The sequence below is a fragment of the Sorangium sp. So ce117 genome, assembly GCF_051524395.1.
Taxonomy (GTDB): Bacteria; Myxococcota_A; Polyangia; order Polyangiales; family Polyangiaceae; genus Sorangium; species Sorangium cellulosum_B.
In genome coordinates this window covers 10,495,500-10,519,157 of record NZ_CP150309.1, presented here as the reverse complement: position 1 = coordinate 10,519,157, position 23,658 = coordinate 10,495,500, and the positions used below count along the sequence as shown (strand labels likewise).

The 23,658-nt window shown below is 70.8% G+C and carries 16 protein-coding genes and 2 tRNA genes; 12 read left to right on the top strand and 6 right to left on the bottom strand.

What is annotated here, in order from left to right; genetic code table 11:
- The first annotated feature begins 53 nt into the window (after window positions 1–53).
- The 5 genes from WMF46_RS39455 (at window position 54) to rpsI (ending at window position 3,631) form a co-directional block, all read left to right on the top strand.
- The gene (locus WMF46_RS39455; RefSeq protein WP_437981930.1) at window positions 54–1,814 is read left to right on the top strand and encodes an ATP-binding protein; all 1,761 of its coding nucleotides are present in this window, start codon (window positions 54–56) and stop codon (window positions 1,812–1,814) included.
- Window positions 1,815–2,013: 199 nt separating this feature from the next.
- Window positions 2,014–2,100 (top strand) — tRNA-Ser (locus WMF46_RS39450).
- A 105-nt stretch (window positions 2,101–2,205) separates the two neighbouring features.
- Window positions 2,206–2,290 (top strand) — tRNA-Ser (locus tag WMF46_RS39445).
- A 490-nt stretch (window positions 2,291–2,780) separates the two neighbouring features.
- A complete protein-coding gene (rplM, locus tag WMF46_RS39440; RefSeq protein WP_272102702.1) occupies window positions 2,781–3,230 on the top strand; it encodes a 50S ribosomal protein L13 in 450 nt (149 codons plus the stop codon).
- Between the two features lie 8 nt (window positions 3,231–3,238).
- Window positions 3,239–3,631 carry a 30S ribosomal protein S9 gene (gene rpsI / locus WMF46_RS39435; protein WP_437981929.1) on the top strand — a complete coding sequence of 131 codons (393 nt, stop codon included), beginning with the start codon at window positions 3,239–3,241 and terminating at the stop codon, window positions 3,629–3,631.
- A gap of 221 nt (window positions 3,632–3,852) precedes the next feature.
- Here the strand turns inward: rpsI and WMF46_RS39430 are convergent, their stop codons facing one another.
- The gene (locus WMF46_RS39430; RefSeq protein WP_437981928.1) at window positions 3,853–5,958 is read right to left on the bottom strand and encodes a peptidoglycan DD-metalloendopeptidase family protein; all 2,106 of its coding nucleotides are present in this window, start codon (window positions 5,956–5,958) and stop codon (window positions 3,853–3,855) included.
- A gap of 117 nt (window positions 5,959–6,075) precedes the next feature.
- Between WMF46_RS39430 and WMF46_RS39425 the strand changes: the two genes are divergently transcribed.
- Entirely contained in the window at window positions 6,076–6,945 is an 870-nt protein-coding gene (locus WMF46_RS39425; protein ID WP_437981927.1) for a tetratricopeptide repeat protein, read from the top strand.
- Window positions 6,946–6,948: 3 nt separating this feature from the next.
- Window positions 6,949–8,205, top strand: a complete 1,257-nt coding sequence (locus WMF46_RS39420) for a DUF2062 domain-containing protein (protein WP_437981926.1) — start codon at window positions 6,949–6,951, stop codon at window positions 8,203–8,205.
- A gap of 1,232 nt (window positions 8,206–9,437) precedes the next feature.
- Here WMF46_RS39420 and WMF46_RS39415 read toward each other — a convergent pair.
- Entirely contained in the window at window positions 9,438–9,983 is a 546-nt protein-coding gene (locus WMF46_RS39415) for a DNA-binding protein (RefSeq protein ID WP_437981925.1), read from the bottom strand.
- Between the two features lie 429 nt (window positions 9,984–10,412).
- A complete protein-coding gene (locus tag WMF46_RS39410; protein WP_437981924.1) occupies window positions 10,413–10,544 on the bottom strand; it encodes a hypothetical protein in 132 nt (43 codons plus the stop codon).
- Between the two features lie 1,423 nt (window positions 10,545–11,967).
- On the opposite strand from WMF46_RS39410, the gene uvrC reads away from it, so the two are divergent.
- The 3 genes from uvrC (at window position 11,968) to WMF46_RS39395 (ending at window position 17,653) form a co-directional block, all read left to right on the top strand.
- On the top strand, window positions 11,968–14,196 hold the full coding sequence (gene uvrC / locus WMF46_RS39405) for an excinuclease ABC subunit UvrC (protein ID WP_437981923.1): 2,229 nt from the start codon (window positions 11,968–11,970) through the stop codon (window positions 14,194–14,196).
- Window positions 14,197–14,478: 282 nt separating this feature from the next.
- On the top strand, window positions 14,479–15,816 hold the full coding sequence (locus WMF46_RS39400) for a serine/threonine-protein kinase (RefSeq protein WP_437981922.1): 1,338 nt from the start codon (window positions 14,479–14,481) through the stop codon (window positions 15,814–15,816).
- A gap of 64 nt (window positions 15,817–15,880) precedes the next feature.
- The gene (locus tag WMF46_RS39395) at window positions 15,881–17,653 is read left to right on the top strand and encodes a VanW family protein (RefSeq protein ID WP_437981921.1); all 1,773 of its coding nucleotides are present in this window, start codon (window positions 15,881–15,883) and stop codon (window positions 17,651–17,653) included.
- A 96-nt stretch (window positions 17,654–17,749) separates the two neighbouring features.
- Here the strand turns inward: WMF46_RS39395 and WMF46_RS39390 are convergent, their stop codons facing one another.
- Window positions 17,750–18,778, bottom strand: coding sequence for a tryptophan--tRNA ligase (locus tag WMF46_RS39390; RefSeq protein WP_437981920.1), 1,029 nt, complete (start codon window positions 18,776–18,778; stop codon window positions 17,750–17,752).
- Window positions 18,779–19,066: 288 nt separating this feature from the next.
- On the opposite strand from WMF46_RS39390, the gene coaBC reads away from it, so the two are divergent.
- Both coaBC and WMF46_RS39380 read left to right on the top strand, forming a co-directional pair.
- Window positions 19,067–20,425, top strand: coding sequence for a bifunctional phosphopantothenoylcysteine decarboxylase/phosphopantothenate--cysteine ligase CoaBC (gene coaBC, locus WMF46_RS39385; RefSeq protein ID WP_437981919.1), 1,359 nt, complete (start codon window positions 19,067–19,069; stop codon window positions 20,423–20,425).
- A gap of 35 nt (window positions 20,426–20,460) precedes the next feature.
- Window positions 20,461–21,225: a CPBP family intramembrane glutamic endopeptidase gene (locus WMF46_RS39380; protein WP_437981918.1), complete on the top strand. Its 765-nt coding sequence runs from the start codon at window positions 20,461–20,463 to the stop codon at window positions 21,223–21,225.
- Window positions 21,226–21,247: 22 nt separating this feature from the next.
- Here WMF46_RS39380 and WMF46_RS39375 read toward each other — a convergent pair whose 3' ends face one another.
- Together WMF46_RS39375 and WMF46_RS39370 are read right to left on the bottom strand one after the other, a co-directional pair.
- On the bottom strand, window positions 21,248–21,997 hold the full coding sequence (locus WMF46_RS39375) for a YebC/PmpR family DNA-binding transcriptional regulator (RefSeq protein ID WP_437526015.1): 750 nt from the start codon (window positions 21,995–21,997) through the stop codon (window positions 21,248–21,250).
- A 309-nt stretch (window positions 21,998–22,306) separates the two neighbouring features.
- On the bottom strand, window positions 22,307–23,521 hold the full coding sequence (locus tag WMF46_RS39370; protein WP_437981917.1) for an ammonium transporter: 1,215 nt from the start codon (window positions 23,519–23,521) through the stop codon (window positions 22,307–22,309).
- Between the last annotated feature and the right edge of the window lie 137 nt (window positions 23,522–23,658).

Genomic DNA, 23,658 nt, shown 5'->3' with positions numbered 1-23,658 from the left:
CGCTCCACCGCCGCGCCTGCGCGCCCGCGCGGGGCCGCGGCTATGCTGCGCGCATGCGCATCCCCGGCAGGACGGAGCGGCGGGTCGTCGCGGCCATCCTCGTGACCGCCCTGATCCCGCTCGTCGCCAGCATCGTCGTCGCCAGGACGGTGATCGCGCGGGTGTCGGCGACGGCGTTCCAGCCCGAGTTCGGCGTCCACCTGGACAGCGCGCTCGGCGTGTACGCCGAGCTGGCCGCCGCCATCAAGCAGGGCATGCGCTCCGAGGCCGACGCGATCATCGCGGCGGACCCGCTGCGCGAGGCCGCCTTCAGCGGCGACGCGCAGCGCATCGACGCCGAGCTGGCGCGCATCATCGCGGCTCACCCCGCGCTGGTCTCCCTCCGCGTCGAGCGCTGCGGCGGCGATCTCGTCGGAGCGCGCGAGCGCGGCCGCCCGGTGGATCCGGCGCACGAGAAGACGCTCACGGTCCGGAAGGCGATCGCGCGCGCGCCCGGCCACGCCGCCGAGCCTGGTGATCGCGCGCCAGACGACGGCGGCTGCGACGGCGACGCGCGGACCCTCGTCGCGACGTTCGCCGCGCCGAGCGCGCGCTTCGACGAGCTCGACGCGGCGCAGGCGTTCGCGCAGGCGTACCACGCCCTCGAGCGGGAGCACCGGAAGGAGTACCTCGACGAGAGCTACGGCGACGCCTTCGCCGCCCTGCTCGGCGCGACGATCCTGCTCGCGATCCTCGCCGGCGTGCTCGTGGCGCGCCCCGTGGTCGATCGCATCGCGCGGCTCGCCGCGGCGACCCGGCCCGTCGCGGAGGGCGACCTCTCGGTGCGCGTGGGGCTGCAGGGCGACGACGAGGTCGCCGATCTCGGCCGCGCCTTCGATCGCATGCTCGAGGAGCTCGAGGGCAGCCGCGCGCGGATCGAGTTCCTCAAGCGCATGGGCGAGTGGCAGAAGATGGCGCGGCACCTCGCGCACGAGATCAAGAACCCGCTGACCCCGATCCAGCTCGCCGTCGAGGAGTGCCACCGGCGCTATGCAGGCAGCGACCCGGCGTACCAGCGCTTGCTCCAGACGACGCTGGAGGTCGTCGAGGAGGAGGTCGGCACCTTGCGCCGCCTCGTCGGCGAGTTCTCCAATTTCGCGCGGCTCCCGCGGGCAGAGCTCGAGCCATCGGATCTCGCGGAGTTCCTGCGCGAGCAGGGCGAGCGCTTCGCCGCGATCGAAGAGGCGGGGCGCGAGCACGCCTCGGACGAGGCGCTGCTCGGGCGCGTCGATCTCGAGTTCGACGTGCCGGATGTCCCGATGCCGGCCGCGCTCGATCGCGAGATGCTCCGGCGCGCCCTCGGCAACATCGTGCGCAACGCCGCGCAGGCGCTGCGCGACGCGCAGCGAGCGGCGCCCGGCGCAGGAGCCCGAGAGCGCCCGGGCGCCGCCGTGTGGGGCAGCGTTCGCGTCTCGGCGCGGAGCGAGGGGCAGAGCCACCTCATCGCGATCGACGACGACGGCCCGGGCATCGATCCCGCCGTGCGGGACTCGGTGTTCGATCCGTACGTCACGACGCGGTACGACGGCACGGGGCTCGGCCTGAGCATCGTGAAGAAGATCGTGGTCGATCACGGCGGCACCATCGACGTGCTCGAGTCCCCGCTCGGAGGCGCGCGCTTCGTCATCCGGCTCCCGCGTGCAGGCACGCCGGCGGCGCGCGCCGCGCTCGGGGCCGAGGCCTTCTCCGACGGCGATCGCGCGCCTGCTTCCGAGGGCGCCGCTCCGACGCGGCCAGCCGCTCGCGGAGGGCAGGCGCCGCGCGGGGCGGGGTAGGGCCGCGCCGGCCGGTGCGGCGCCGCGGATCCTCGCGGATCCGGCAGCGCCAGAGAGCCGCATGCTGGACGACGAGCGCTGCCCGGGAGCGCGCTCCGGGCTGCTGGCGGGGGGCCTCGGCACTGAAAGCGCACCTCCGGACCGGTCGGTGGTCAGGAGATGCTTGACCAGCCGGCCCCGCTTTGCCATGTTCGCCGGCGGAGAGGTGACCGAGAGGCCGAAGGTGCCTGATTCGAAATCAGGTGTACCCGCAAGGGTACCGCGGGTTCGAATCCCGCTCTCTCCGCTACGCTTGGCTGCTTGCCCCCGTTGAAGCAGGTGGGCTCTGACCGCCCGCTCTCTCGCGAGCGGCGCCGGTCCGGCAGAAGCGGGGCGTGTTGAAGTTGTATCGGGAGAGGTGACCGAGTGGTCGAAGGTGCACGACTGGAAATCGTGTGTACGGCAACGTACCGCGGGTTCGAATCCCGCCCTCTCCGCTGAGCTGAACCGTCGATCGACTCCTTGCCGTGATGAGCTCCTTCAAGCGAGCCAGCGGGACGTCGGCGAGCGATGTGACGTGAACGACGAGCGATGAGATCGCTCGTCCGCTGCGTCCGCTCGTCGCAGTGTGCCTGGCGCGGCGTTCGTGGGGGAGCGTTGGGCTCGCTCGCCGTCGATGCGGCCAAGGTGCTGCCTGGCTCAACGCCTTGGCGAGCTGGATGGTCGGGCAAATAAGAGAAATATGGGAGCCCGAGACAAGCCAGCGGTGCGAGGCGGGACGGACGGGACCGACGGGACCGACGGGACCGACGGAACGAACGGGACCTCCTACGGACGCCGACGGCTTGTCGACAAACCCCGCTTGACCAACCCTCGCCGGACGATGAGGATGCTCCCGCAGAAGCCTCAGACGCTTGACAGGCGAAGGGCCGCCTTGTAGAAGTGGCGCCCCTTTTTGGCAGGCGCCCTTCCGGAGTTTTTCGCCCAATGAATCCTCAGCCCAAGTCCTTTTCCGCCAAGCCTGCGGAGGCCCGCAACGAGCGTACGTGGTGGGTGATCGACGCGGAAGGCAAGCCCCTCGGCCGCCTTGCCAGCCGCATCGCCACGGTGCTCCGCGGCAAGAACAAGCCCACGTTCACGCCGCACGTCGACACCGGCGACTTCGTGATCGTCGTGAACGCCAAGAAGATCCTTCTGACGGGCCGCAAGCTCCAGCAGAAGAACTACGTGCGGCACAGCGGCGAGCCGGGCGGCTTCCGTTCCGAGTCGTACGGTCACCTGCTCGAGCGCAAGCCGGAGCTCCCGATCCAGAAGGCCGTGAAGGGCATGCTCCCGAAGAACGTGCTCGGGCGCGAGCTCCTCACCAAGCTCAAGGTCTACGCCGGTCCCGATCACCCCCACGCGGCGCAGAAGCCGCAGCCCCTTAGCTACAGCTGAGCAAAGCCATGACGGAAACGAGAATGTACGCCACTGGTAAGCGTAAGACCGCCGTTGCGCGCGTCTTCCTCTCGCCGGGCACCGGCAACATCAAGGTGAACAAGAGGCCCGCTGACGATTACTTCGTCCGCGAGACCTCGCGCATGGTGATGCGTCAATCGCTGGAGCTGCTCGAGCTGCTCGAGCAGTTCGACGTGAACGCGACCGTGGTCGGTGGCGGCCACAGCGCGCAGGCCGAGGCGATGCGGCACGGCATCGCGCGCGCCCTCTGCGAGCTCGATCCGGAGCGCAGGCCGTCGCTCAAGCGCGCGGGCTTCCTCACGCGCGACGCGCGCAAGAAGGAGCGCAAGAAGTACGGCCAGCCCGGCGCCCGCAAGCGCTTCCAGTACTCGAAGCGGTAGCAGGCCTGGGCCGCCGCCCATCGAGATGGACGGCATGGCAAAGACATCGAGGACGCGAGGGTTTTCCCTTCCGCGTCCTCGGTGCGTTTTGTCTGCTCGATGCCGCGAAGGCGCCGAGGACGGGACAGCTTGTCCCTCGGCGTCTGTTCTCATCGAGCGGACCTCTCGGTCCGGTCGGCTTCCTCTGGCTTCATCGAGCGGACCTCTCGGCCCGCTCGGCGTCACATCGCTTCCGGCGGGCTCTTGAGATCGGCGCCTTCGATGAGCTCGCCCTCGTCGTCCCCGGCGCCTTCCGGCGGCTGCGCTTCTTGCTCGTTCGGTCCGCTCGGTCCGACGTCCGGTGCCGCGGCGGCCGCGGCGGCCGCGGCCTCGCTGCCGGTGGCCGCGGGCGGCGGCGAGGGAGGCTCTGCCGCCTCCGGCTTCGCCGGTTCGGGCGGCGGTTCGGGCAGCGGAATGGCGTCGAGCCGCTTGTCCAGCGCTTCCTTCGTCGCGGCGAACGCCGCGCGATCGACGCCGGGCATCACGCGCTCACCATCGAGCTGGAGCGTCTCGGCATCGAAGTACTTGCCGTCCCTCTTGGCGCTGAAGTGAAGGTGAGGGCCCGTCGAGCGGCCCGTCGATCCGACGTAGCCGACGAGCTGGTGGGTACCCACCTTCATGCCGGCCTTGATGCCAGGGGCATACCTCGACAGGTGCGCATAGCCGGTGGTGACGCCGTTCGCGTGCGTCACCGTGACGAGGTTGCCGCTCGGGCCCGCCGGACCGACCCAGTCGACGAGGCCGCGATACGCCGAGTACACCGGCGTTCCCATCGGCGCGCCGAAGTCCGTCCCGTTGTGGGGCATCTTCTTCTTCAGCACCGGGTGCATCCGCTGCGGGTTGAACCTCGACGTCACGGGCGCGCCCGGGACCGGCGCGCGCCAGCCGCCGGCGTGCGGCTGCCGGCCGCGCTCATCGAACGTGCCGCGGGCCTCTTGCCCCTTGAAGTCGTAGATGCGCACCGGCTTCTCCGCGGGATCCGCGGGCCGGTACTCGAGCGCGATGACCTTCTTGTACCGGGAGAACATCCCGAGCGCCGTCTCCTCGACGGCGATCAGCCGGACCGTGCTCCCCTCCTCGAAGCTCTCCGTCGAGAGGCGCCCGTTCAGCGCCTCGTCGATCACGTCGAGCACGCCGGGCTCCAGGCCCCCCGCCCGGATCGCGTTGGCGAGATCCTTCCCCACGTAGAAGGAGGCGACGACCTCCTCCTCGGCGATCTTCATGTCGAGCGTGGCGCCCGTGAGCAGCCCGGCCGCGTCGTCCCTCGCCTGGTAGATCTCGCTCGCCGAGACCTCGTACTCGAAGGCGCGGACGCGGCGCGTGGAGCGATCCATCGCGACCGTGAACCGGTCCTTGCGGCCGCACTTGTCGAACTTCCGCAGCCCGTCGAAGGCCTTCATGATCCGGTAGATCTGCGCCTTCGGTACGCCCTTCTCGTCGAGGGCTGCGATGAACGACCGGCGGTCCATCACGTCGCTCACCAGGAGCACGGAAGGATCCTTCCCGAGCTCGGAGATCCGCCATGGGCCGGGCAGCGGGGTGCGCTGCTTGGTCTTCACCTCGGGCATGGCGGACGGCCTGGCGGCCTCGTCCTTACTTGCTGCCGAGGTCGCCGGGCTCGCCGCGACCAGCGCGCGCTCGTCGCGGACCGGGACGCCCTGGATCAGCAGCGCGATGAGCGAGGTGAGCGTCGCGAGGCCGAAGATGCCGCCGAAGACCGCGGTCATGCGCGGCGACAGGTGCGGTCCTGGAGGGGGCCGGCTGAGGCCGGGAGGAAGCCGCGGGCCGTCCGTCGAACCGGGGCCCGCGTGGGGACCGCCGTCCATGAGCGACGGCGACCGCAGGGGCTGCACGCGCGGATCGCTGCCGCGCGACCAGGGCGCCGATGCGCGCCCGCGAGAAGAAGGAGGAGGAAGCTGCGGCGGCCACGTTGACGACGCCGCGCGCGCGCGCAGCTCGCTGCTGCGCGACCAGGGAGCGGCCGGAGCGCCCTCGCCCCGGCGACTGCCCTGCAGCGGCGCGGTCAGCGGCGGCGAGGCCGGTCTGCTGGGGGCGTCGAGCGCGTCGTCCGCGACGTCCTCGGCCGCGCCGATGCGCACGATCTCCGCGCGCGGCGCGTCCTGCGGGACCGCTGCGCCGGGCTCCACGCGCGGCGCGGGCGCGTCTTGAGGGACTGCGGCGCCAGCCTCCGCCGCGCTGCCGGCCTCTCCGCTCCGCTCCCTGGCGCGGTCCTCGGCGTCCGGCGCTCCGGAGGCCTCGAGCGGGTTCTGGGGTACTGCACTCGGCACGCCGACGTGCGTACCAAGGCATCGACGGGGTTGCAACCGCGCGACTCCCTGGCCGACGCAAGGGTTGCGCGGAAGGCGGATCCCATCGTACGCCGGTCGCGTAAGCTGACGGGCCTGATGGACGACCGGCTGAAGCAACTTCTGGTTCTCGGCAGGGAGCACTACGAGCGGCGCGAGTACGATCTCGCGGAGCACGCCCTGCGGCAGATCATCGAGAAAACCGACCGCTTCGCGGACGTCTACAACATGCTCGGCGTCATTCTCCACGAACGCGGTGATTTCCTCGCGGCCGAGGCCCACTTCGAGCGCGCGGTGCAGCTCAACGAGCACTACACAGAAGCGCTGCTGAACCTCGCGGTCACCTACAACGACCTCGGCAAATACGAGGCCGCGCGGCATGTCTACTCTCGCATCCGCCGCGGCGAGGGGGGAGGCGGCGTCCTCGACCCGTTCGCGCGCGGCAAGATCGCCAACATGCACGCCGATCTCGCGCAGGCCTACGCCGACGCCGGTTGCGCGCAGGAGGCGATCGCCGAGCTCACGCGGGCTGTGGCGCTGTGTCCGACGTTCGTGGATCTTCAGCTGCGCCTCGGGACGATGTACCGCGACGCCGGGAATCTGGCGCTCGCTCGCGAGCATTACGCCGCCGCGCGCGACGCGAACCCGAAGTACGCACCAGCGCGCGTGCTGCTCGGGGTCGCGCTGCTCTCTCTTGGCGAGCCCGATCAGGCGAGCGCCGAGTGGCGCGAGGCGCTCGCGATCGATCCCGACAACAGGACGGCGAAGATGTACCTTCGCACGCTGGAGACGCGGCGGAGCGGGCGCGCCGGGGGCGCTGTGTCAGGCGAGCCGGCGCCGGCCGCCGCGGGCGGTACGTGGGACGCGCTCGACGAGGCGACACCCACGACCGTGAGCGACATCCTCTCCAAGACGACGGCCGATGCAGCAGGTGAGGCGGATCGTGCTGCACGGGAAAGCAAACCCTGAACGTTGGCGAAATACTCTCTCCTCCGAGAGGAGGCGCGCCGCGCGTGGCGTGAGCTCCGTGGCAGCGAGCTGTCCGCTGGCCGGACCGCCGTGGCGGTCGCGATCGGCCTGTTCATCGGATCGCAGCCGATCTTCGGCTGCCACACGCCGCTCGTGCTCCTCCTCTGTCTGTGGTTCCGCCTGGATGCAGCGATTGCCTGGGTCGCTGCGAACATCTCCAACCCCTTGTTCGCGCCAGCGCTGCTCACGGCCGAGGTCCAGGTCGGAGCGTACCTCCGCACGGGTCGCTGGCTGCGCCTCTACGAAAAGATGAGCTGGGCGCAAGCGCTTTCGGATTTCCCCGAGTACATGTTCCTCGGTGCCCCGGTGGTCGGGCTCGCGCTCGCGGCGCTCGGCGGCGGCCTGATCTTCGTCCTCGTCACGCTGAAGCGGCGCCGCGCTCCCTCGCAGCAGAGCAGCAAGATGGAGCCGTATCGGCTCCCCGGGGATGCGCCGCCGTGGGTTCACGCGGTCGAGCGCGTCGCCGGAAGGTACAGCCCGCCTGAGGGCGCCACGCCGGCGCAGCGTACCCGCTTTCACTATGTCCGCTTCAAGCTGCTCGGCGACCCCATCGCCCGGTTGATTGCCGACATCGCCGGCGACCGCCCCGGCGCGCTCGGAGAGGTCCTCGATATCGGGACCGGGGCTGGCCAGCTGCCGATTCTCCTGCTCGAGCTGGGGAGGGCCGAGCGCGCGCGTGGGTTCGACTGGGACCGAGCCAAGATAGAGGACGCTCGGCGCGCGGCCGGCGAGGGCTCCGGCGCATCTCTCCCGCGCTCGTCCGAGTCGTCCGGTCCGCCCGGCGCGCAGCGCGCGGCCCACGCCGCCCCTCCGCTGGACGTCGAGTTCTGGTGCGCAGATGCGCGCGAGGCCGAGCTCGGAGCTGCAGACACCGTGCTGCTCATCGACTTGCTCCACTACTTCCGCGTGGAAGAGCAGGACGCGATCGTGCGGCGGGCGGCGGCCGCGGTTCGTCCGGGCGGGCGCCTGCTCGTCCGCGAGGCGGACACCGAGCGCGGCTTGAGGAGCTCGATCACGCTCCTTGAGGAGCGCATCTTCACCGCGCTTCGATTCAACCGGGGCGAGCGTGTGCGCTTCCGTCCTGCCCGAGAGATCGTGGCGCTCCTCGAGCAGCTCGGCTTCTCCTGCGAGACGATGCCCGCCTGGGGGAAAACGCCCTTTTCGAATGTCCTCATCGTCGGGAGCCGAGCCCAGCCCTGAGCCCGAGTCGCCCTTCCCCGCGAGCTCTCATCCTCCGACCGCCGTCGCCGCGCCCTCGGCGCCAGCGGTCGTTGCCGGGGTCTCCGATCCGACGTGCGGCCTCTTGTGAATCGCCCGGTTGCTCGATCTCCGCGGATGGTTAGAACCTGTCCAGTTCGTTGACGCGTTGGTCTCGCGGCTCCTTTCGGACCACGAGCCGCGCTATCGGGTGGAGCGACCGCCCTGATGGCATAGACCATGCTTGTCCTATGGGCCTGGCGGCGGAGCGCGCTGCCCATGTCCCTATCTTTATCGCTGGAGGCCGATAGGCCTCCGGTGGCTCCTCCTTGTCGGGCGTCAGGCTCGCCCACATCGCAAGCCCGCGATATCCGCCTGGGGCGTCCTGTCCAGGTGTCCGTGAAGGTGCGTTGAGCTCCGGGCCGGCCAGGTCCAGTGCGGCTCCGAGGGCGCCGCGTCATCGTCGAGAAAGCGCCGGATGGGCGGAGCGGGTCAGGCGTTCACAGCAACGACGCTTGCGCGGCGCCGATCGTGCTCTGCCATGTCGGCAGTCCCGGCCACGCTCACGGTCCGACGGAGCGAGCACCGCCCGGCGGGAGTCCGGCCCCGGATGACCGGACTCCTGCGCCGCGTCGCGCCGGCGACGCTCCCTTTCGTTTCCTTTGGAGCTCCGCCCCGCCTCACGCTCCAGCGTCCGTTTCGAGGCCGCGTCAGCGCCGCGTGAGCAGGAGACCCGACGAGATCACGGATGCACGAAACTAGATGTGGTGGTCCATCGATGGTGCCCCACGATAGGTTGGGGTCTCAGCGGTCATGACGTGGTGATCTCTCCCGATCCGACGTCGACAAGAGCACGGGCATGGCGGCTCGGTAACCCAGCGTCCTGGGCACCAGAGCGGACATGTGTGCACAGACGCGATCGCGGAGCGGCGCCGCCGCCTGTGTCGTGTCACCAGGCGGATCCGCTCAGCAGCGATCGGGCGGCAGTTGACGCGCCTCACGCGCGGATTTCTCCGTCGTCCTACGAGGAGACGACGTGGCTTGGCGGGACTTCCTGCGGGGCATCCAGCGGCGTGTACGGCTGCGGAGCTTGCTCCGCTCCGAGGTACGACGTCTCCGCGCCTGCCGGGACAGCTCCCGGCTCGCCGCGATTTCCCCTGCTGGGCTTGCGGGAAGGCGGGACGTCGACCTCGGTCGGTTTGGCCGGACGCTTCGGGAGAGCGTCGATGCTGGCTTCAGCGGGAAAAGTACTTGGTCGCCCGCTTCTCTCCTTTCGACGTGATCTTCTTCTCGACGAGCAGCTTCCGAATCGGGAGGGTCAGCTCCTTCGTGGTGGTGCCCAGATCCTTGGCGATCTGCTCGACGCCCTGGCCGCTGTTGCTCCGGATGTGCTCCAGGACCTTCTGCGTCATCGCGGCGAGCTCTTCCTTCGAGCGCTTCTCGCCCTTCTTGCGGGTGGGCTTCGCAGCGCGAGCGGGGCGACCGACCGCCTTCTTGACCTCCGCAGGCTGCTGGGGAGCGGCCTTGGCCCGACCCACCTTGCGCGGCGCGGCGGCGGCAGCGGCCGGCTGGCCCTCGCCTCGCAGGGCGTTGGCGACAGCCTCGAGAGCCGCTTTGCGGACAAGTCCGCTCAGCTGAGAGACGAATGCATCAACGTGGCTTTTGATCTCGGTTTCGACGTTGTTCATTGGATCTCGCGTCCCATGAATAGCTAGAGTTGTCAACTGCTGAACAGCACCTTGCTTGAAAATAATTCGAGAGGTGTCCCCCTCTCCGCTCAACGCGCGTCAAGAACCCGCGCTCGCCACCTCCCCGTCGGGTCATGGGGTGCTGGGGCGACCGGTCGAGCCGGACTCCAGCCACCTCGTCTCCCTGGAGACGTCGCGCTGCGAAGCCAGGCTCCGCCCCAACCCAAGAGGGTGCGATGGACAGCGCCGTGCTCCTCTCTACACCGCGCTCCCGCTTTGGATGCCGCGGCGCGCGTGCCGTGGGCAGCCCCGTAACCGAGGGGAGCCAGCGACATTCCCATGAAGATCTGCTTTCCTGTGCTCCGGACACACGCGCCCCACCGCGCAGTGGCCGAAGCGGGCGCCTGACCGAGGGACCGTGGAGGAGCCCGACCCCCCGGGTGGAGCGACCGCGATGAGGAAAGGTGTCATGGCCGAGGTCGCCGTTCCAGGCGACCCCCGGTGAGCTGGAGCGGCAGCCTTTCACTTCTGCACTCCACCCTGCTCCGGCGGCGTAACCGTATGCCCGAGCTCTCGTCTCCCGACCGAGCCGCTCTCCGGGATCGACCGCAACGTGTCGGCCGTCGAGACGCCCTCCGGCGGTTTCGACGTCATGAGGGCTACCCCACCCACCTGCCAGGACATCCCCCTGGCTGATCGGCGCGGCGGCCCGACGCGGTTGCTCCCACCCACGTTGCAGCCCCCAGGCCATGTCGCCTCCGGTCTGGCTGCGTCTTTTTGCGGCTGTGCTGGAGCTGCCCAGCCTCCGGCCGAGTCTCCCAAACCGCTCGCCGTGCCCGAGCTCCGACGGCCGCCCCGGCAAGCCGGAAGTCGCCCCGCGGGAGGCCACGAGGCCGCCGCTCCTGCTCAGCCGCTCATCCTGATTCAGGGGGTGACACTCGTGCTGGGCACCAGGGTGACGCTCGCCCGCGGCTCGCTCCCGTGCGAGGGGGCAAAGCTCACCGTCGCCGCCGAGGGCGACATCGATCCCCCGAGCGGGGCGGCGGTGATGGACGCTGGTGGACAGTTCGTCACTCCTCGGCTGTTCGACGCGCACTCCCACCTCGGGGGCCGCCCGACGCCAGGCGCGGCGGCGCACCTGGACGGCAGCGAACGGGAACCAGACATGGGGCCGGTGGCGCCGCAGGCTCAGTTCGCCGATGCCATCTGGCCCCAGGACCCGGGTATCGAACGGGCAGTCGCTGGTGGTGTTACGACCATACAAGTCCTTTCGGGTTCAGGCAACCTGATTAGAGGGTGCGCGGTAACGATGGAGCTCCGACCGGGCATCAGCCGTCCCATCGGCCCTCCCTGGTTCCTCCCTGATTCCTGCCAGATGCTTCCCAGACGCTCGCCACCGTGGCGCCCGGCGGGCTGAAAGTGGCTTGCGGGGAGAGCCCGAAGCGCAGCTACGGCGGGGACAAGCGGGCACCGATGGCCGGTACGGGCAACCTCGCTCTCCAGCGGGCGACCTCTCTCAAGGCCAGGAAGCTCCAGACGGACTGGGCGCGATGGAGCGACCGGGAGTCGCGTCGGATTGCGACCGAGGCGAAGACGCCGGCGTCCGCCAGGCCACGAAGCAGGAGCGCTCGACACCCGAGACCTCCTCCCGCGAAGATCCTGCCGTCGAGCCTACTGCCTGATCGAGGGCGTGTCTCGCGTCGACGTGGGCGCGGCGCGCCATCACCGCAGTCGCCAGCGCCGCCTCCTACACGGGCGATCGCGCGACGCGTGACGGTGGCGCACCGTGATCGGGTGGCCTCACGAGAGCCGCGCGTCGACACGCGGCGCGCGCGGCTCTCGTGATCAGGGCGCTCGCGCGCGCTGCGCGGCTCTCGTGATCAGGGCGCTCGCCGCCCGACATCTCGACCTGGGCGTTCTGCCTCGTCGCGCCGAGGCGAGCGGCGCCGCGTCACATGACAGCGTTTTTCTAGATGTAAAGGAGAACCGGCGCGGGCCGCGTCGGCCGCTCTCCACGGGAGGAGCCGTGATCGCGGCGCTTGCTGCCGGCGCGCGCGACTTCTAGATCGTTCCGGCTGTGGTCAACCCGAGCGCCAAGCAGGATCCCGAAGCCCTCCTCGCCGCCAAGCTCGCGTCGCTCCCGACGACGCCGGGCTGCTATCTGTTCATCGACAAGGCCGGCGCCGTCGTCTACGTCGGCAAGGCGAAGAGCCTGCGCTCGCGCGTCCGCAGCTACTTTCAGGAGAGCGGGAGCGACGCCAGGTACTTCATCCCGATACTCCGGAAGATCGTGGCCGATCTGGAGACGGTGGTGACCGCCACCGAGAAGGAAGCGGCCGTACTCGAGAACGAGCTCGTCAAGCAGCACAAGCCGCGGTTCAACGTCAAGCTGCGTGACGACAAGGACTTCCTCTGCCTCAAGCTCGACACGCAGAAGGCGTGGCCGATGCTCGAGACGGTCCGCCGTCCCGCCCCGGACAAGGCGCGCTATTTCGGGCCCTACCACTCGGCGACGAGCGCGCGGCGGACGCTCCACCTGGTCAACAAGCACTTCCAGCTCCGCACCTGCTCCGATACCGAGATGGCGTCGCGCCGGCGCCCCTGCCTGCAGTACCAGATCAAGCGTTGCCTCGCGCCCTGCGTGATGGATGTGGACCGGGAGCTCTATACGGAGATGGTCCGCTCGGTCGCGCTCTTCCTCGAAGGGCGCCACGACGAGCTCACGGGGGAGCTCACCACGCGAATGCGGGACGCGTCGCGGGAGCTCGAGTTCGAGCGCGCCGCCATCTACCGCGATCAGCTCCGGGCGGTCGAGGCCGTGCGCGAGGCCCAGCGCGTCGTCTACGTGAAGGACGTCGATCAAGACGTGGTGGGCATCTACCGCGAGGGGACGCTCGTGGAGGTCGAAGTGATCTTGGTGCGGAGGGGGCGCGTGACAGACACGCTGTCCTTCTCGCTCCGCAACATGGAGCTGCCGGACGACGAGGTGCTCGGCGGCTTCTTGAACGAGTACTATGGCGTCGCGTCCACCACGATCCCCGATGAGGTCCTCGTGCCGGTGTTGCCGGACGGCGCGGAGGGCGTTGCGGAGTGGCTCGGCGATCGGCGCGGCCGCAAGGTCGCGCTCTTCGTGCCTCAGCGCGGGCCCCGCGTCGATCTGCTCAAGATGGCGAACGAGAACGCGGCTCACGCGTTCCGGGAGAAGCAGCGGAGCTCCGACGATCTCGAGGCCCGGCTCGAGGAGATCAGGGAGCGCCTTCGTCTCCCGACGCTCCCGCGTCGCATCGAGTGTTGCGACATCTCGCATCTCGGCGGCGGCGACACGGTGGGATCGATCGTGGCGCTCCTCGATGGTCAGCCCGACAAGAAGCGCTACCGCAGCTTCAACGTGAAGAGCGTGGCCGACGGCGACGACTACGCCGCGATGTACGAGGTGCTCTCACGGCGCTTCCGCCGCGGAAAGGCCGCCCGGCAGGCGAGCCCCGCGTCCACCGCAGAGAGCGAGGCCGCCCTCGGCGCCGAAGGCGCGCCCGAGAGCGACGTGATGGAGGGCGTCACCGAGAGCGACATGATGGAGAGCGATCCGGCGGAGAGCGACGCGCTCGAGAGCGATGCGACGGAGGGCGACCTGGCTGACGAGGACATCGCCTTGGCAACAGCGAGCGACGCTCCGCCGGAGACGGAAGGGACGCCGGTGTCCGCTGCCGCGGAGCGAGAGAGCGCCGGCTCGGGGGGTGATGTGTCGAGGCGCGCCGAGGCCGGCGGAGGCGAGTGGGATCTTCCAGATCTGTTCGTCGTCGATGGTGGGCGCGGCCAGCTTCAGGTGGCGCTGTCGGCGGCGCGCGATCTCGGCCTGCACGGCCTCCCGATCGTCGGTCTGGCGAAGGAGCGGGAGACGCAGACCGGAGAGAAGCTCGTCGACCGCGTTTACCTGCCTGGCCAGAAGAACGGTATCCCGCTCCGATCCACGAGCTCCGCCCTCTTCTTCCTTGCGCGCGCGCGCGACGAGGCGCACCGCTTCGCAAACCACGCACGCAAGCGGCTCGGCAAGGCGCGGCGCCTCCGGTCCGAGATCGAGGACATCCCAGGGCTTGGCAGCGCGGTGAGGACGGCGCTCCTCCGGGAGCTCGGTTCCATGGAAGGAGTGCGTCGCGCGACCGACGCTCAGATCCTGGCGGTGACAGGGGTCACCAAGCGACACCTGTCAGCGCTGCGCAAGGTCATCCCGTCTCCCGAGTCCTTGCAGCCAGACGCGCCGGCCGAGGACACCGGCGATCTCTCCAAGGCACGGGGGCTCACGCGCTGAGCGCGACCGGGCCCGTTCCGCGGTGGATCAGTGAAAGATCACGCTGCGACCTGAACGGCGTTCCGGGTTGAGCGCCAAGGCGTTCTCTGCGACGATCCGAACACCAGGCGCCCGGTCGCATTCCGGGCGCACGCGGTCATTTTTCGATCAAGAGCACCACCTGGCACACCGAGCGCTTCTTGCGGACCCGACGTAGTGGGCGGGCCGCGGCGGGCCGCGCTCGGCGGGCTCGATTCCCGGCGGGCACTGCCTCGCTCCGGGGTTACGCGGCACGTGAGCACCATGGGAGAAGTACGCGCTGGCCACACGCTCGGTCGCTATGAGCTCCTCGTCCCCATCGCGCTCGGGGGCATGGCCTCGGTGTGGGCCGCTCGAACGGGCGGCCAGCTCCCCAGGATCGTCGCCGTCAAGCTGCTGCGCGCCGAGCTGAGCGACGATCCCGACTTCGAGGCGATGTTCCTCGACGAGGCCACCCTGGTCTCGCAGATCCATCACGCGAACGTCGCGGAGACCATCGATGCGGGCGAGGAGGACGGCGTCCTCTACCAGGTGATGGAGCTCATCGACGGTGAGCCGCTCAACCTGGTTCTCCGCGAGAGCAAGGCGCGCGGCGGCCTGCCGCTCCGCTTCGCGCTCCGCATCGTGGCCGAGGCGGCCCTCGGCCTGCACGCCGCGCACGAGCTGCGCGGCGGCGACGGCAAGCCCGTCGGCCTCGTCCACCGCGACGTCTCGCCGCAAAACATCCTGGTCGGATACGACGGGTCGGTGAAGATCCTCGACTTCGGCGTCGCCAAAGCCGCCTCGAACCTGCAGCGGACCCAGGTCGGCCAGGTGAAGGGCAAGTACGCGTACATGTCGCCGGAGCAGGCGGGCAGCGAGCCCATCGATCGGCGCACCGACGTGTTCACGCTCGGCATCGTCTTCTATCAGCTCGTGACGGGCAGGCACCCCTTCCACGCCGAGAACGATCCTGCGACGGTGCGCCGCATCTGCGACAAGGCGGCGGCCGAGCCGCCGCGGACCCTCGTCCCGTCGCTCCCGGAGGACGTCGGGCGCATCATCATGAGGATGCTCGCGAAGCCGAGGGACGAGCGCTTCGCCACGATGGCCGAGCTGCGCCAGGCCATCGAGCAGCTGTCGCCAGCGACGCCCATCGCCACCTCGGATGAGCTCGCCGCGCTGATGCAGCAGATGCTCGGCCCGCGCGGCGAGCGGCGGCGCGCCGCGATCCAGGAGGCCATGCAGATCGCGCGCGAGCGCGCGATCGACTCCGACTATCCGCAGCCACAGCAGAGCTCGCCGCAAGCCGCCGCTCAGCCCGGGCGCGCGAGCGCGGAGCGCGGCGCCGGCCCACCGCAGGGCGCTCCGCCGGCGCCGTCGACGTCCGACGAGGGCCACGCGCGGCGCTGGCTCGTCCCCGCGACCGTCGGCCTCGTGGTCCTCGTGGTGCTCGCGGGCGCGCTCCTCCTGCGCTCCTCGCCGCACGGCGGCCCGCCGCGGCAGCGGGGCTCTCTGCTCGTGCCCGGGGCGGGCTCGATCAAGGAGCCGCTCCTCAGGGCCGCGCGCGCCGCCTCGAAGGCGCCGCGCGGCGGCTCCGATGTGACGCGGACCGCACCGTAGCCGCGCCGCGCGCCCGCGTTCGCTTGACGGTTCGGGCAACGCTTTTCAAGATGGCCGCCCTCGCATGGATCTTCGCCGCTCGCCGGAGCTCTGGCGGTTCGCCGCGCTGGTGGCGATCTTCGTCACGAGCGGCCTGGTCATCACCTACCTCGTGCTGCCGCCCCCGCCGGACGACGGCCCCAAGCCTCCGCCGGTCCTCCGCGTGGCGCAGGTGCCGGTGCCGACGGGCGGCGACGTGGTGGCGAACGCGCTCGACCTCGTGCGCCGCTACGCCACCGGGGAGATCCGGATCGTGCTCCCCGACGGCTCCGCGCGCGCGCTCCGCCGCAACGATCTCGGCGTCGAGATCAACCGGGTCCGCCTCGCCGAGTTCGTGCGCGAGGCGCTCCGCCCCGAGAGCGCGCTCCGTCGCGCGCACGAGCGGGCCGGCGATGGCGACAAGAGCGACGAGGACGCGCCGCTCGACATCCCGATCCCGCTCCTCCTCGACTCCGAGCGGGCGATCAGCAAGCTGCTCGACCTGAAGGTCGAGCTCGACGCGCCCGCGGTCGACGCGTATGTCGACCTCGAGGCGAAGCAGCTCAAGCCCGAGAAGATCGGGTATCGGCTGGACGTCTACGGCACGCTCGCGCGCATCGACGCCGCCCTCCGGGCGGGCGAGGACACCGCGCAGGCCAGCGTCGAGACGATCGCGCCGAAGCTCGTCGCCGAGCAGCTCGGCAACGTCAAGTTCGATCAGGTGCTCGGCTACTTCGAGACGCGCTACGCGACCGGCGCGCGATCCAAGGAGAGGACGTACAACCTCAGGCTCGCGGCCTCCAAGCTCGACGGCGTGGTCGTCATGCCGGGCGAGATCTTCGACTTCAACGGGACGGTCGGCCCGCGCGACGAGGCGCACGGGTACCGCGTCGCTCCGGTCATCGCCCAGGGAGAGCTCGTCGACGGGCTCGGCGGCGGGACCTGCCAGATCTCGGGCACGCTCCACGGCGCCGCGTTCTTCGCGGGGCTCGAGATCGTCGAGCGCTACCCGCACTCCCGCCCGAGCTACTACATCAAGCTCGGCCTCGACGCGACCGTCGTCTACCCGACGATCAACTACCGCTTCAGGAACCCGTTCGACTTCCCGATCGTGCTCCACGAGACGGTGGCCGGCGGCGTCGTGCGCGCCGAGATCCTCGGGCCCTCGCGCAAGCTCACGGTCACGTACTTCCGCCGCATCGACGAGGTCATCCCGTTCGAGGAGCTGGAGCGCCCGACGCCGAAGCTGCCCGAAGGGACGCGGTCGCTCGCTCAGCGCGGCATCCCCGGCTTCAAGACGACGAGCTCGCGGGTCGTCCGCGACGGCGCCTACGCGGTGCGGGAGAAGTGGAGCGACAGCTACCCGCCGACGGCGCAGATCGTCCATGTCGGGAGCGGTCCGCGCGACCCCGAGGCCAAGACGGCCGACGACAATCACCCCGAGTACGTGGCGGACGAGTACCTCGTCGTGACGCAGGGGCCGGACGTCCGCACGCCAGGCGCGACCGGCCCGGAGCCGGGCGGCGGCACCGTCGAGAGCCGCGAGCCCGGGCTCACGGGCGAGCGCGGCTGGACCGAGCGCGCGGGGTTCGGCACGTTCCGCGCGAAGGGGGAGGAGCGCGCCGAAGGGGACGGCGGCCGCGCGCGCGGCGAGGACGCGCCGCCCGCAGAGGGGATCGCCGTCGCGCACGCCCCGGGGGCGGCGGCGCCGGAGGCCCGTGGCCAGCGGGACCCCGCGGGGGACGAGGCGAAGGGCGGCAAGGGCAAGAAGCGACGCCAGAACCAGAAGAAGAAGACGACGACGAGCGACGGCGGCTGAGCGGGCGGCCTCGAACGGAGCCGGCGGCGGCTGCTCGGCGGCGCTCGCCGCGCGCTGGCCTCGGAGAGCTGCGCTCGTCCTCCGCCGCCGCGGCTTTCAGCGAGCGCCGATCGCCCGGCGCACCTCGTGGAGCGTCGGGCCCGCGAGCGCCCGCGCGCGCTGGGCGCCTTCCAGGAGCAGGGCGTCGACGCGCGCCGGGTTGGCCATGAAATCGGCGTAGCGGCGCCGCGGCTCCTCGAGCGCGCGGTTCAGCACCTCGAACACGGCCTCTTTCGCCTCGCCCCAGCCGATGCCGCTCTGGTAGCGGCCGCGGAGCGCCTCCGCCTCTTCGGGCGTGGAGAACTCCCGGTAGAGGTGGAAGAGCGGCGAGGTGTTCGGATCCTTCGGCTCGCTCGGGGGGGACGAGTCCGTCTTGTACTTGAAGATCGTCTTGCGCAGCTTCTCCGGCGGCAGGAAGAGCGCGATGGTGTTGTCGTAGCTCTTGCTCATCTTGCGGCCGTCGAGGCCCGGGATCACCGCCGTCTCCGCGCTGATGCGCGCCTCGGGCAGGACGAGGGTCGGGCCGTAGATCGCGTTGAAGCGCTGCGCGATATCGCGGGCGATCTCGATGTGCTGGACCTGGTCCTTGCCTACCGGCACGACATTCGTCTTGAACAGGAGGATGTCGGCCGCCATCAGCACCGGATAGCCATAGAGGCCCATGTTGATCCCGGCGTCGAGGTCGTCGCTGTCCTCGGCGCCCGCGGCGCTCGACGCCCCGGCCCGGGACTCCATGTTCTTGGCGACAGCGGCCTTGTAGGCGTGGGCGCGGTTCATGAGCCCCTTCGCCGTGAAGCAGGAGAGGATCCAGCTGAGCTCGAAGATCTCCGGAACGTCGGATTGCCTGTAGAAGATGACCTTCTCGGGATCGAGGCCGAGCGCGAGCCACGTCGCGGCGACCTCGTGGACCAGGCTCCGGAGCTTCTGCGCGTCGTGGATGATGTTGAGCGCGTGATAGTCCGCGACGAAGTAGAGCGCGTTCGACGCGGTCCCTGCGAGCGCGAGCGCCGGCTTGATCGCCCCTACGAAGTTGCCGAGGTGCGGCGTTCCGGTGGGCTTGATGCCGGTGAGGACGGTGCTTGCCATCGTTGTCGTGTTCCTCTGAGGAGCTCATCCCATTACGCGCTCCCGGCAGGTGATGCCACTGCCACGCCCCAAAAATCAGCCGGGTTTCTTGCTGCGCGGGCGCGTTGGCGCGTGTCGACGCGCGGTGATGCGCGCGTGCGCGCCAGCACGAGCTCTCTGCCCGCGGCGCGGCCCCGGATCGTCCGCCCGCGGCGCAGCGTGTACCGTGTCGTGGCCGTGTACGATCGGCGATTTTCGTGCCACGGTGGACGCCGGACCGACCCCACGACCCACGCTGGCACCTGCGCCATGTCTGGCCGAACGCCGTCATCTCCCGCACCTCGCCCCGAGGCCTCCGCCCCGCCGCCCGCTGGCCAAGCCCCCGAAGGCGCGCGGCCGACCGTCGCGCTCGCCGTCTCGGGCAGCATCGCCGCGTACAAGGCCGCCGAGGTGGCCCGGCTGTTGATCCAGGGCGGCGCGCGCGTGCTCCCGATCATGACGCGCGCGGCGCAGCAGTTCCTCGGGCCCATGACGCTGAGCGGGCTTTGCGGCGAGCCCGTGCGCGACACCATGTGGGATCCCGGCTTCGCGGGCGAGCTGCACGTCGCGCTCGCCGCCGAGGCCGATCTCGTGCTGCTCGCGCCCGCGACCGCCGACGTGATCGCCCGCCTCGCCGCGGGGCGCGCCGACGACCTCGTGACGGCGCTCGCCCTGTGCGCGCGGGGGCCGGTGCTCGCCGCGCCGGCGATGCACCCCCGCATGTGGGCTCACCCCGCGACGGCGCGGAACGTCGCCACGCTCGAGGCCGACGGGCGCGTGCAGCTCGTCGGCCCGGTCTTCGGCGAGGTCGCCTCGGGCGAGCGCGGTCTCGGGCGCATGGCCGAGCCGGCGGCGATCGCGGCCGCGGCGTTCTCGCGGCTCGCCCCGCGCGACCTCGCGGGGCTCCGCGTCGTCGTCACCGCGGGCCCGACGCTCGAGGACCTCGATCCCGTGCGCTTCCTCGGCAACCGGTCGACCGGCAAGATGGGCTTCGCCGTGGCGGAGCGGGCCGCGGCGCGGGGCGCGCAGGTCACGCTCATCGCCGGCCCCGTGTCGCTCTCCACGCCGCCGGGCGCGCGCCGGGTCGACGTGCGCGGCGCGCTCTCGATGCGCGGCGCGCTCTGGCAGGCGCTCGGCGAGGACCTGCGCGGCGCCGACGCGCTCATCATGACGGCCGCCGTGTCCGACTACCGTCCGGCCGAGCTGCACGCGACCAAGCTGAAGCGGACGCCCGACCTCGCGTCGCTCCCGCTCGTGCCGAACCCTGATTTGCTCGCGGAGATCGGCGCGGCGCGCGGCGGGCTGGCGGACGCTGCCGGCGACGACGGAGCGCGCTCGCCGGTGCTCGTCGGGTTCGCGGTCGAGACCGCCACGGACGAGGGGGTCATCGCCTACGCCCGGCACAAGCTCGCGAGCAAGCGCGTCGACATGATCGTCGCCAACCACGCGGCGGACTCGTTCGGCCGGGACGACAACCGCGCCACGATCGTGACCGGCGACGCCGCCGACGCGCTCGGCGTGTTGCCCAAGCCGGCGCTCGCGGACCGCATCCTCGACCGGGTCTTGCAATTAAGTCAGACGAGTCGAACGAGTCAGACGAGTCGGACGGGTCAGGCGAGCGCGCGATGAGCCCGGGTGAAGACCGCGCCGCGGCTCCTTCCGCCGTGGCTCCTCAGGCTGCCTCTGGCTCGGCCGCCCCGGCCTCGTCGCGCGATCCGCGGGCGATCGATCCGCGCGAGCCGCCGCGCTCTTCGCGCCGCGAGGCCGCGCTCATCGCCGCGTCCGTCACCGTCGGCGTGGCGCTCGCCGTCTCGTTCGCGTTCGATCCCGGTCGCGCGGGCGCGCCTACCATGCTCGCGGCGCTCGGCGCGCTCTACGCCGTCCTCACGGCGATCACCGTGATGTGGCTCCGCCGGCGCGGCGAGCTCCGCGCCGCGCTCCGCCCCCTGTCCGGCGATCTGGCGCGCGGCGCCCTGGTCGCGGCGGGGCTCTACGGGCTCGCCATGGCGGTGCAGCTGCTGCTCGCCCCGCGGGGCTCGCCTCGCGAGGCGTGGGTCCTTCGCCTGTACCTCCAGCTCGGCGATCCCTCGGCCGACGCGCGCGTGTTCGTCGGCGCGCTCGTCTTCGTCATCGCCGCGCTGGAGGAGATCGTCTGGCGCGGGCTCGTCCTGCGCGCCCTGGAGGGGCCGCTCGGCCGGGGCGCCGCGTGGCTGCTGTCGAGCGCGCTGTTCGCCGTCGCGCACGCCCCCACGCTCTTCCTGCTCGGCGATCCGGTGGCCGGGCCGAACCCGCTGCTCGTCGCGGCGGGCTTCGGCTGCTCGATCGTGTGGGGTCGCGTGGTGCACCGGACCGGGCGCCTGGCGCCGGCGGTCTTCGCCCACGCGTTCTTCTCGTGGGCGATCGTGAGCTTCCCGATCTGGCGGCCGTGACGGGCTCGCGCCTGCCGCGGGATCAGCCCTCGAGCTTCGCGAGCTCCTCTTCGGGGACGTCGAAGTCGGCGTAGACGTTCTGCACGTCGTCGTGGTCGTCGAGCGAGTCGACGAGGTTCAGGCAGACCTCGGCGTCGCGGCCCGCGACCTCTTTCTTGGTCTTGGGGACGTAGCCCGCGGAGTTCGACTTCACCGCGATCTTCGCGTCCTCGAGGGCCTTCACGACGGTGTCCATCACGTCGACGCTGGAGAGCACCTGCCACTCCTCTCCCTGGTCGCTGTAGTCGTCGGCGCCCGCGCCCACGGCGGTGTCCATCAGCTGATCCTCCGTCGCCGCGTCCTTCGCGAGGAGGATGATCCCCTTCCTCTCGAAGGCCCACTGCGCGGAGCCGCCGGCGCCGAGCTGCCCGTTGTTCTTCTCGAAGATCTTCCGGATCTCGGCGACGGTGCGGTTCCGGTTGTCGGTCATCGCCTCGCAGAGGAACAGCGTCCCGCCGGGCCCCGTCCCTTCGTAGAGGATCTCCTCGTAGTTCGCGCCCTCGATCTCGCCGGTGCCGCGCTGGATGGCGCGCTTGATCGTGTCGGCGGGCATCGCCTGGCCCTTGGCGTCGTTGATCGCCTTGCGGAGGCGCGGGTTGCCGTTCGGGTCTCCGCCGCCCATGCGCGAGGCGACGGTGATCTCCTTGATGAGCTTCGTGAAGAGCTTGCCGCGCTTCGCGTCGAGCGCGCCCTTCTTGCGCTTGATGGTGGCCCACTTCGAATGGCCGCTCATGCCTGTCTGCTCCGTGATGACGGGGCGCTCGCTCGCGGCGCGCGCCCAGGGGGAAGGTTCGGCGCAAGATGGAGCACCGTTCGGTTCGAGCGTAGAAACCGTCAGGGCGCCGGGAGCGCCAAGAGATTGTCGAGCTCTCTTGGCGCTCTCGGCGCCTTTCGGTTCGAACCGTCCGTCGCTCTAGCGGTGCGCCCGGGGGGAGGCAACAACGACGGCACCCCCGGCCGCGCGTATCCCTCCTCACCGGGAGGACGAGCGCGGCCGGGAGCCCTTGTCGACCTGGGTCTGTGGCTGCCCCCCTCTGTGTCGCTACAGCGCGTAGCCGGTCTCGCCGTGCTCGGTGGCGTCGAGGCCCTCGCGCTCGTCGCTCTCGGGCACGCGCAGGCCGATCAGCTTGTCGACAAGCTTGAGGAGCACGAAGGTCACGATCGCGGCGTACAGCCCGACGGCCGCGATGCCGACCAGCTGCGGGACCATCTGCCCCGGGTTGCCGGCGATCACGCCGTCGCGGCCGGCCTCGTTCAGGGCCTTCTCGGCGAAGACGCCGGTGAGGACCGCGCCGAGGAGGCCGCCCACGCCGTGGACGCCGAACGCGTCGAGCGAGTCGTCGTAGCGCAGGCGCTCCTTCGAGACGACCGCCGCATAACACACCACGCCCGCGAGCAGGCCGATCACGACGGCGGCCCACGGCGCCACGAACCCGGCCGCGGGCGTGATCCCGACGAGCCCGGCCACGATGCCGGACGCCACGCCGAGCGCGGTCGGCTTGCCTCGCTGCGCCCACTCGACGAGGAGCCACGCCGCGCCGCCCGCCGCCGCCGCGAGGTGCGTGTCGAGCAGCGCCAGCGCGGCGAGCCCGCCCGACGTCAGCGCGCTGCCGGCGTTGAAGCCGAACCATCCGAACCACAGGATGCCCGTGCCCGTCAGCGTCATCGTCAGGTTGTGCGGCACGTGCCGCTCGTGCGGATATCCCGTGCGCTTGCCCAGCACGAGCGCACAGATCAGCGCCGAGACGCCCGCCGCGAGGTGAACCACGGTGCCGCCCGCGAAGTCGAGCGCGCCCATCTCGAAGAGCCAGCCCTTCTCCGCCCACACCCAGTGCGCCACCGGGTCATAGACGAGCGTGGACCAGAGCAGGATGAAGACCAGGTACGCAGAGAACCGCATCCGCTCGGCGAACGCCCCCGCGATGAGCGCGGGCGTGATCACCGCGAACATCATCTGGAACGCAGCGAACGCGATGTGCGGCACCGTGCCGCGCTCCACCGTCGCGATCCCGTGCAGACCGACAAAGTCGAACCCGCCGATGAGCCCACCGTGCGAGGTCCCGAACGCGAGCGAGTACCCGACGGCCACCCACTGCACCGAGATCACCGCGAGCGCGGCGAACGAGTGCATGAGCGTCGCGAGCACGTTCTTGCGGCGCACCATGCCGCCGTAGAACAGGGCGAGGCCCGGCGTCATGAAAAGGACGAGGGCTGTCGATGCGAGGAGCCAGGCCGTATCCCCAGTGTCGATCTTCATGGCACCGGGGTAACGTGCCCAATGTTTCAACGAGGTTTCGTCGTCGCGGCAGGACGCATTTGACAGGAAGTCGGGAAATTTCTAACGCCCGATCTGGCGGCGCCGGACACCGAATCCGATCGTTTCGTGATGTCACC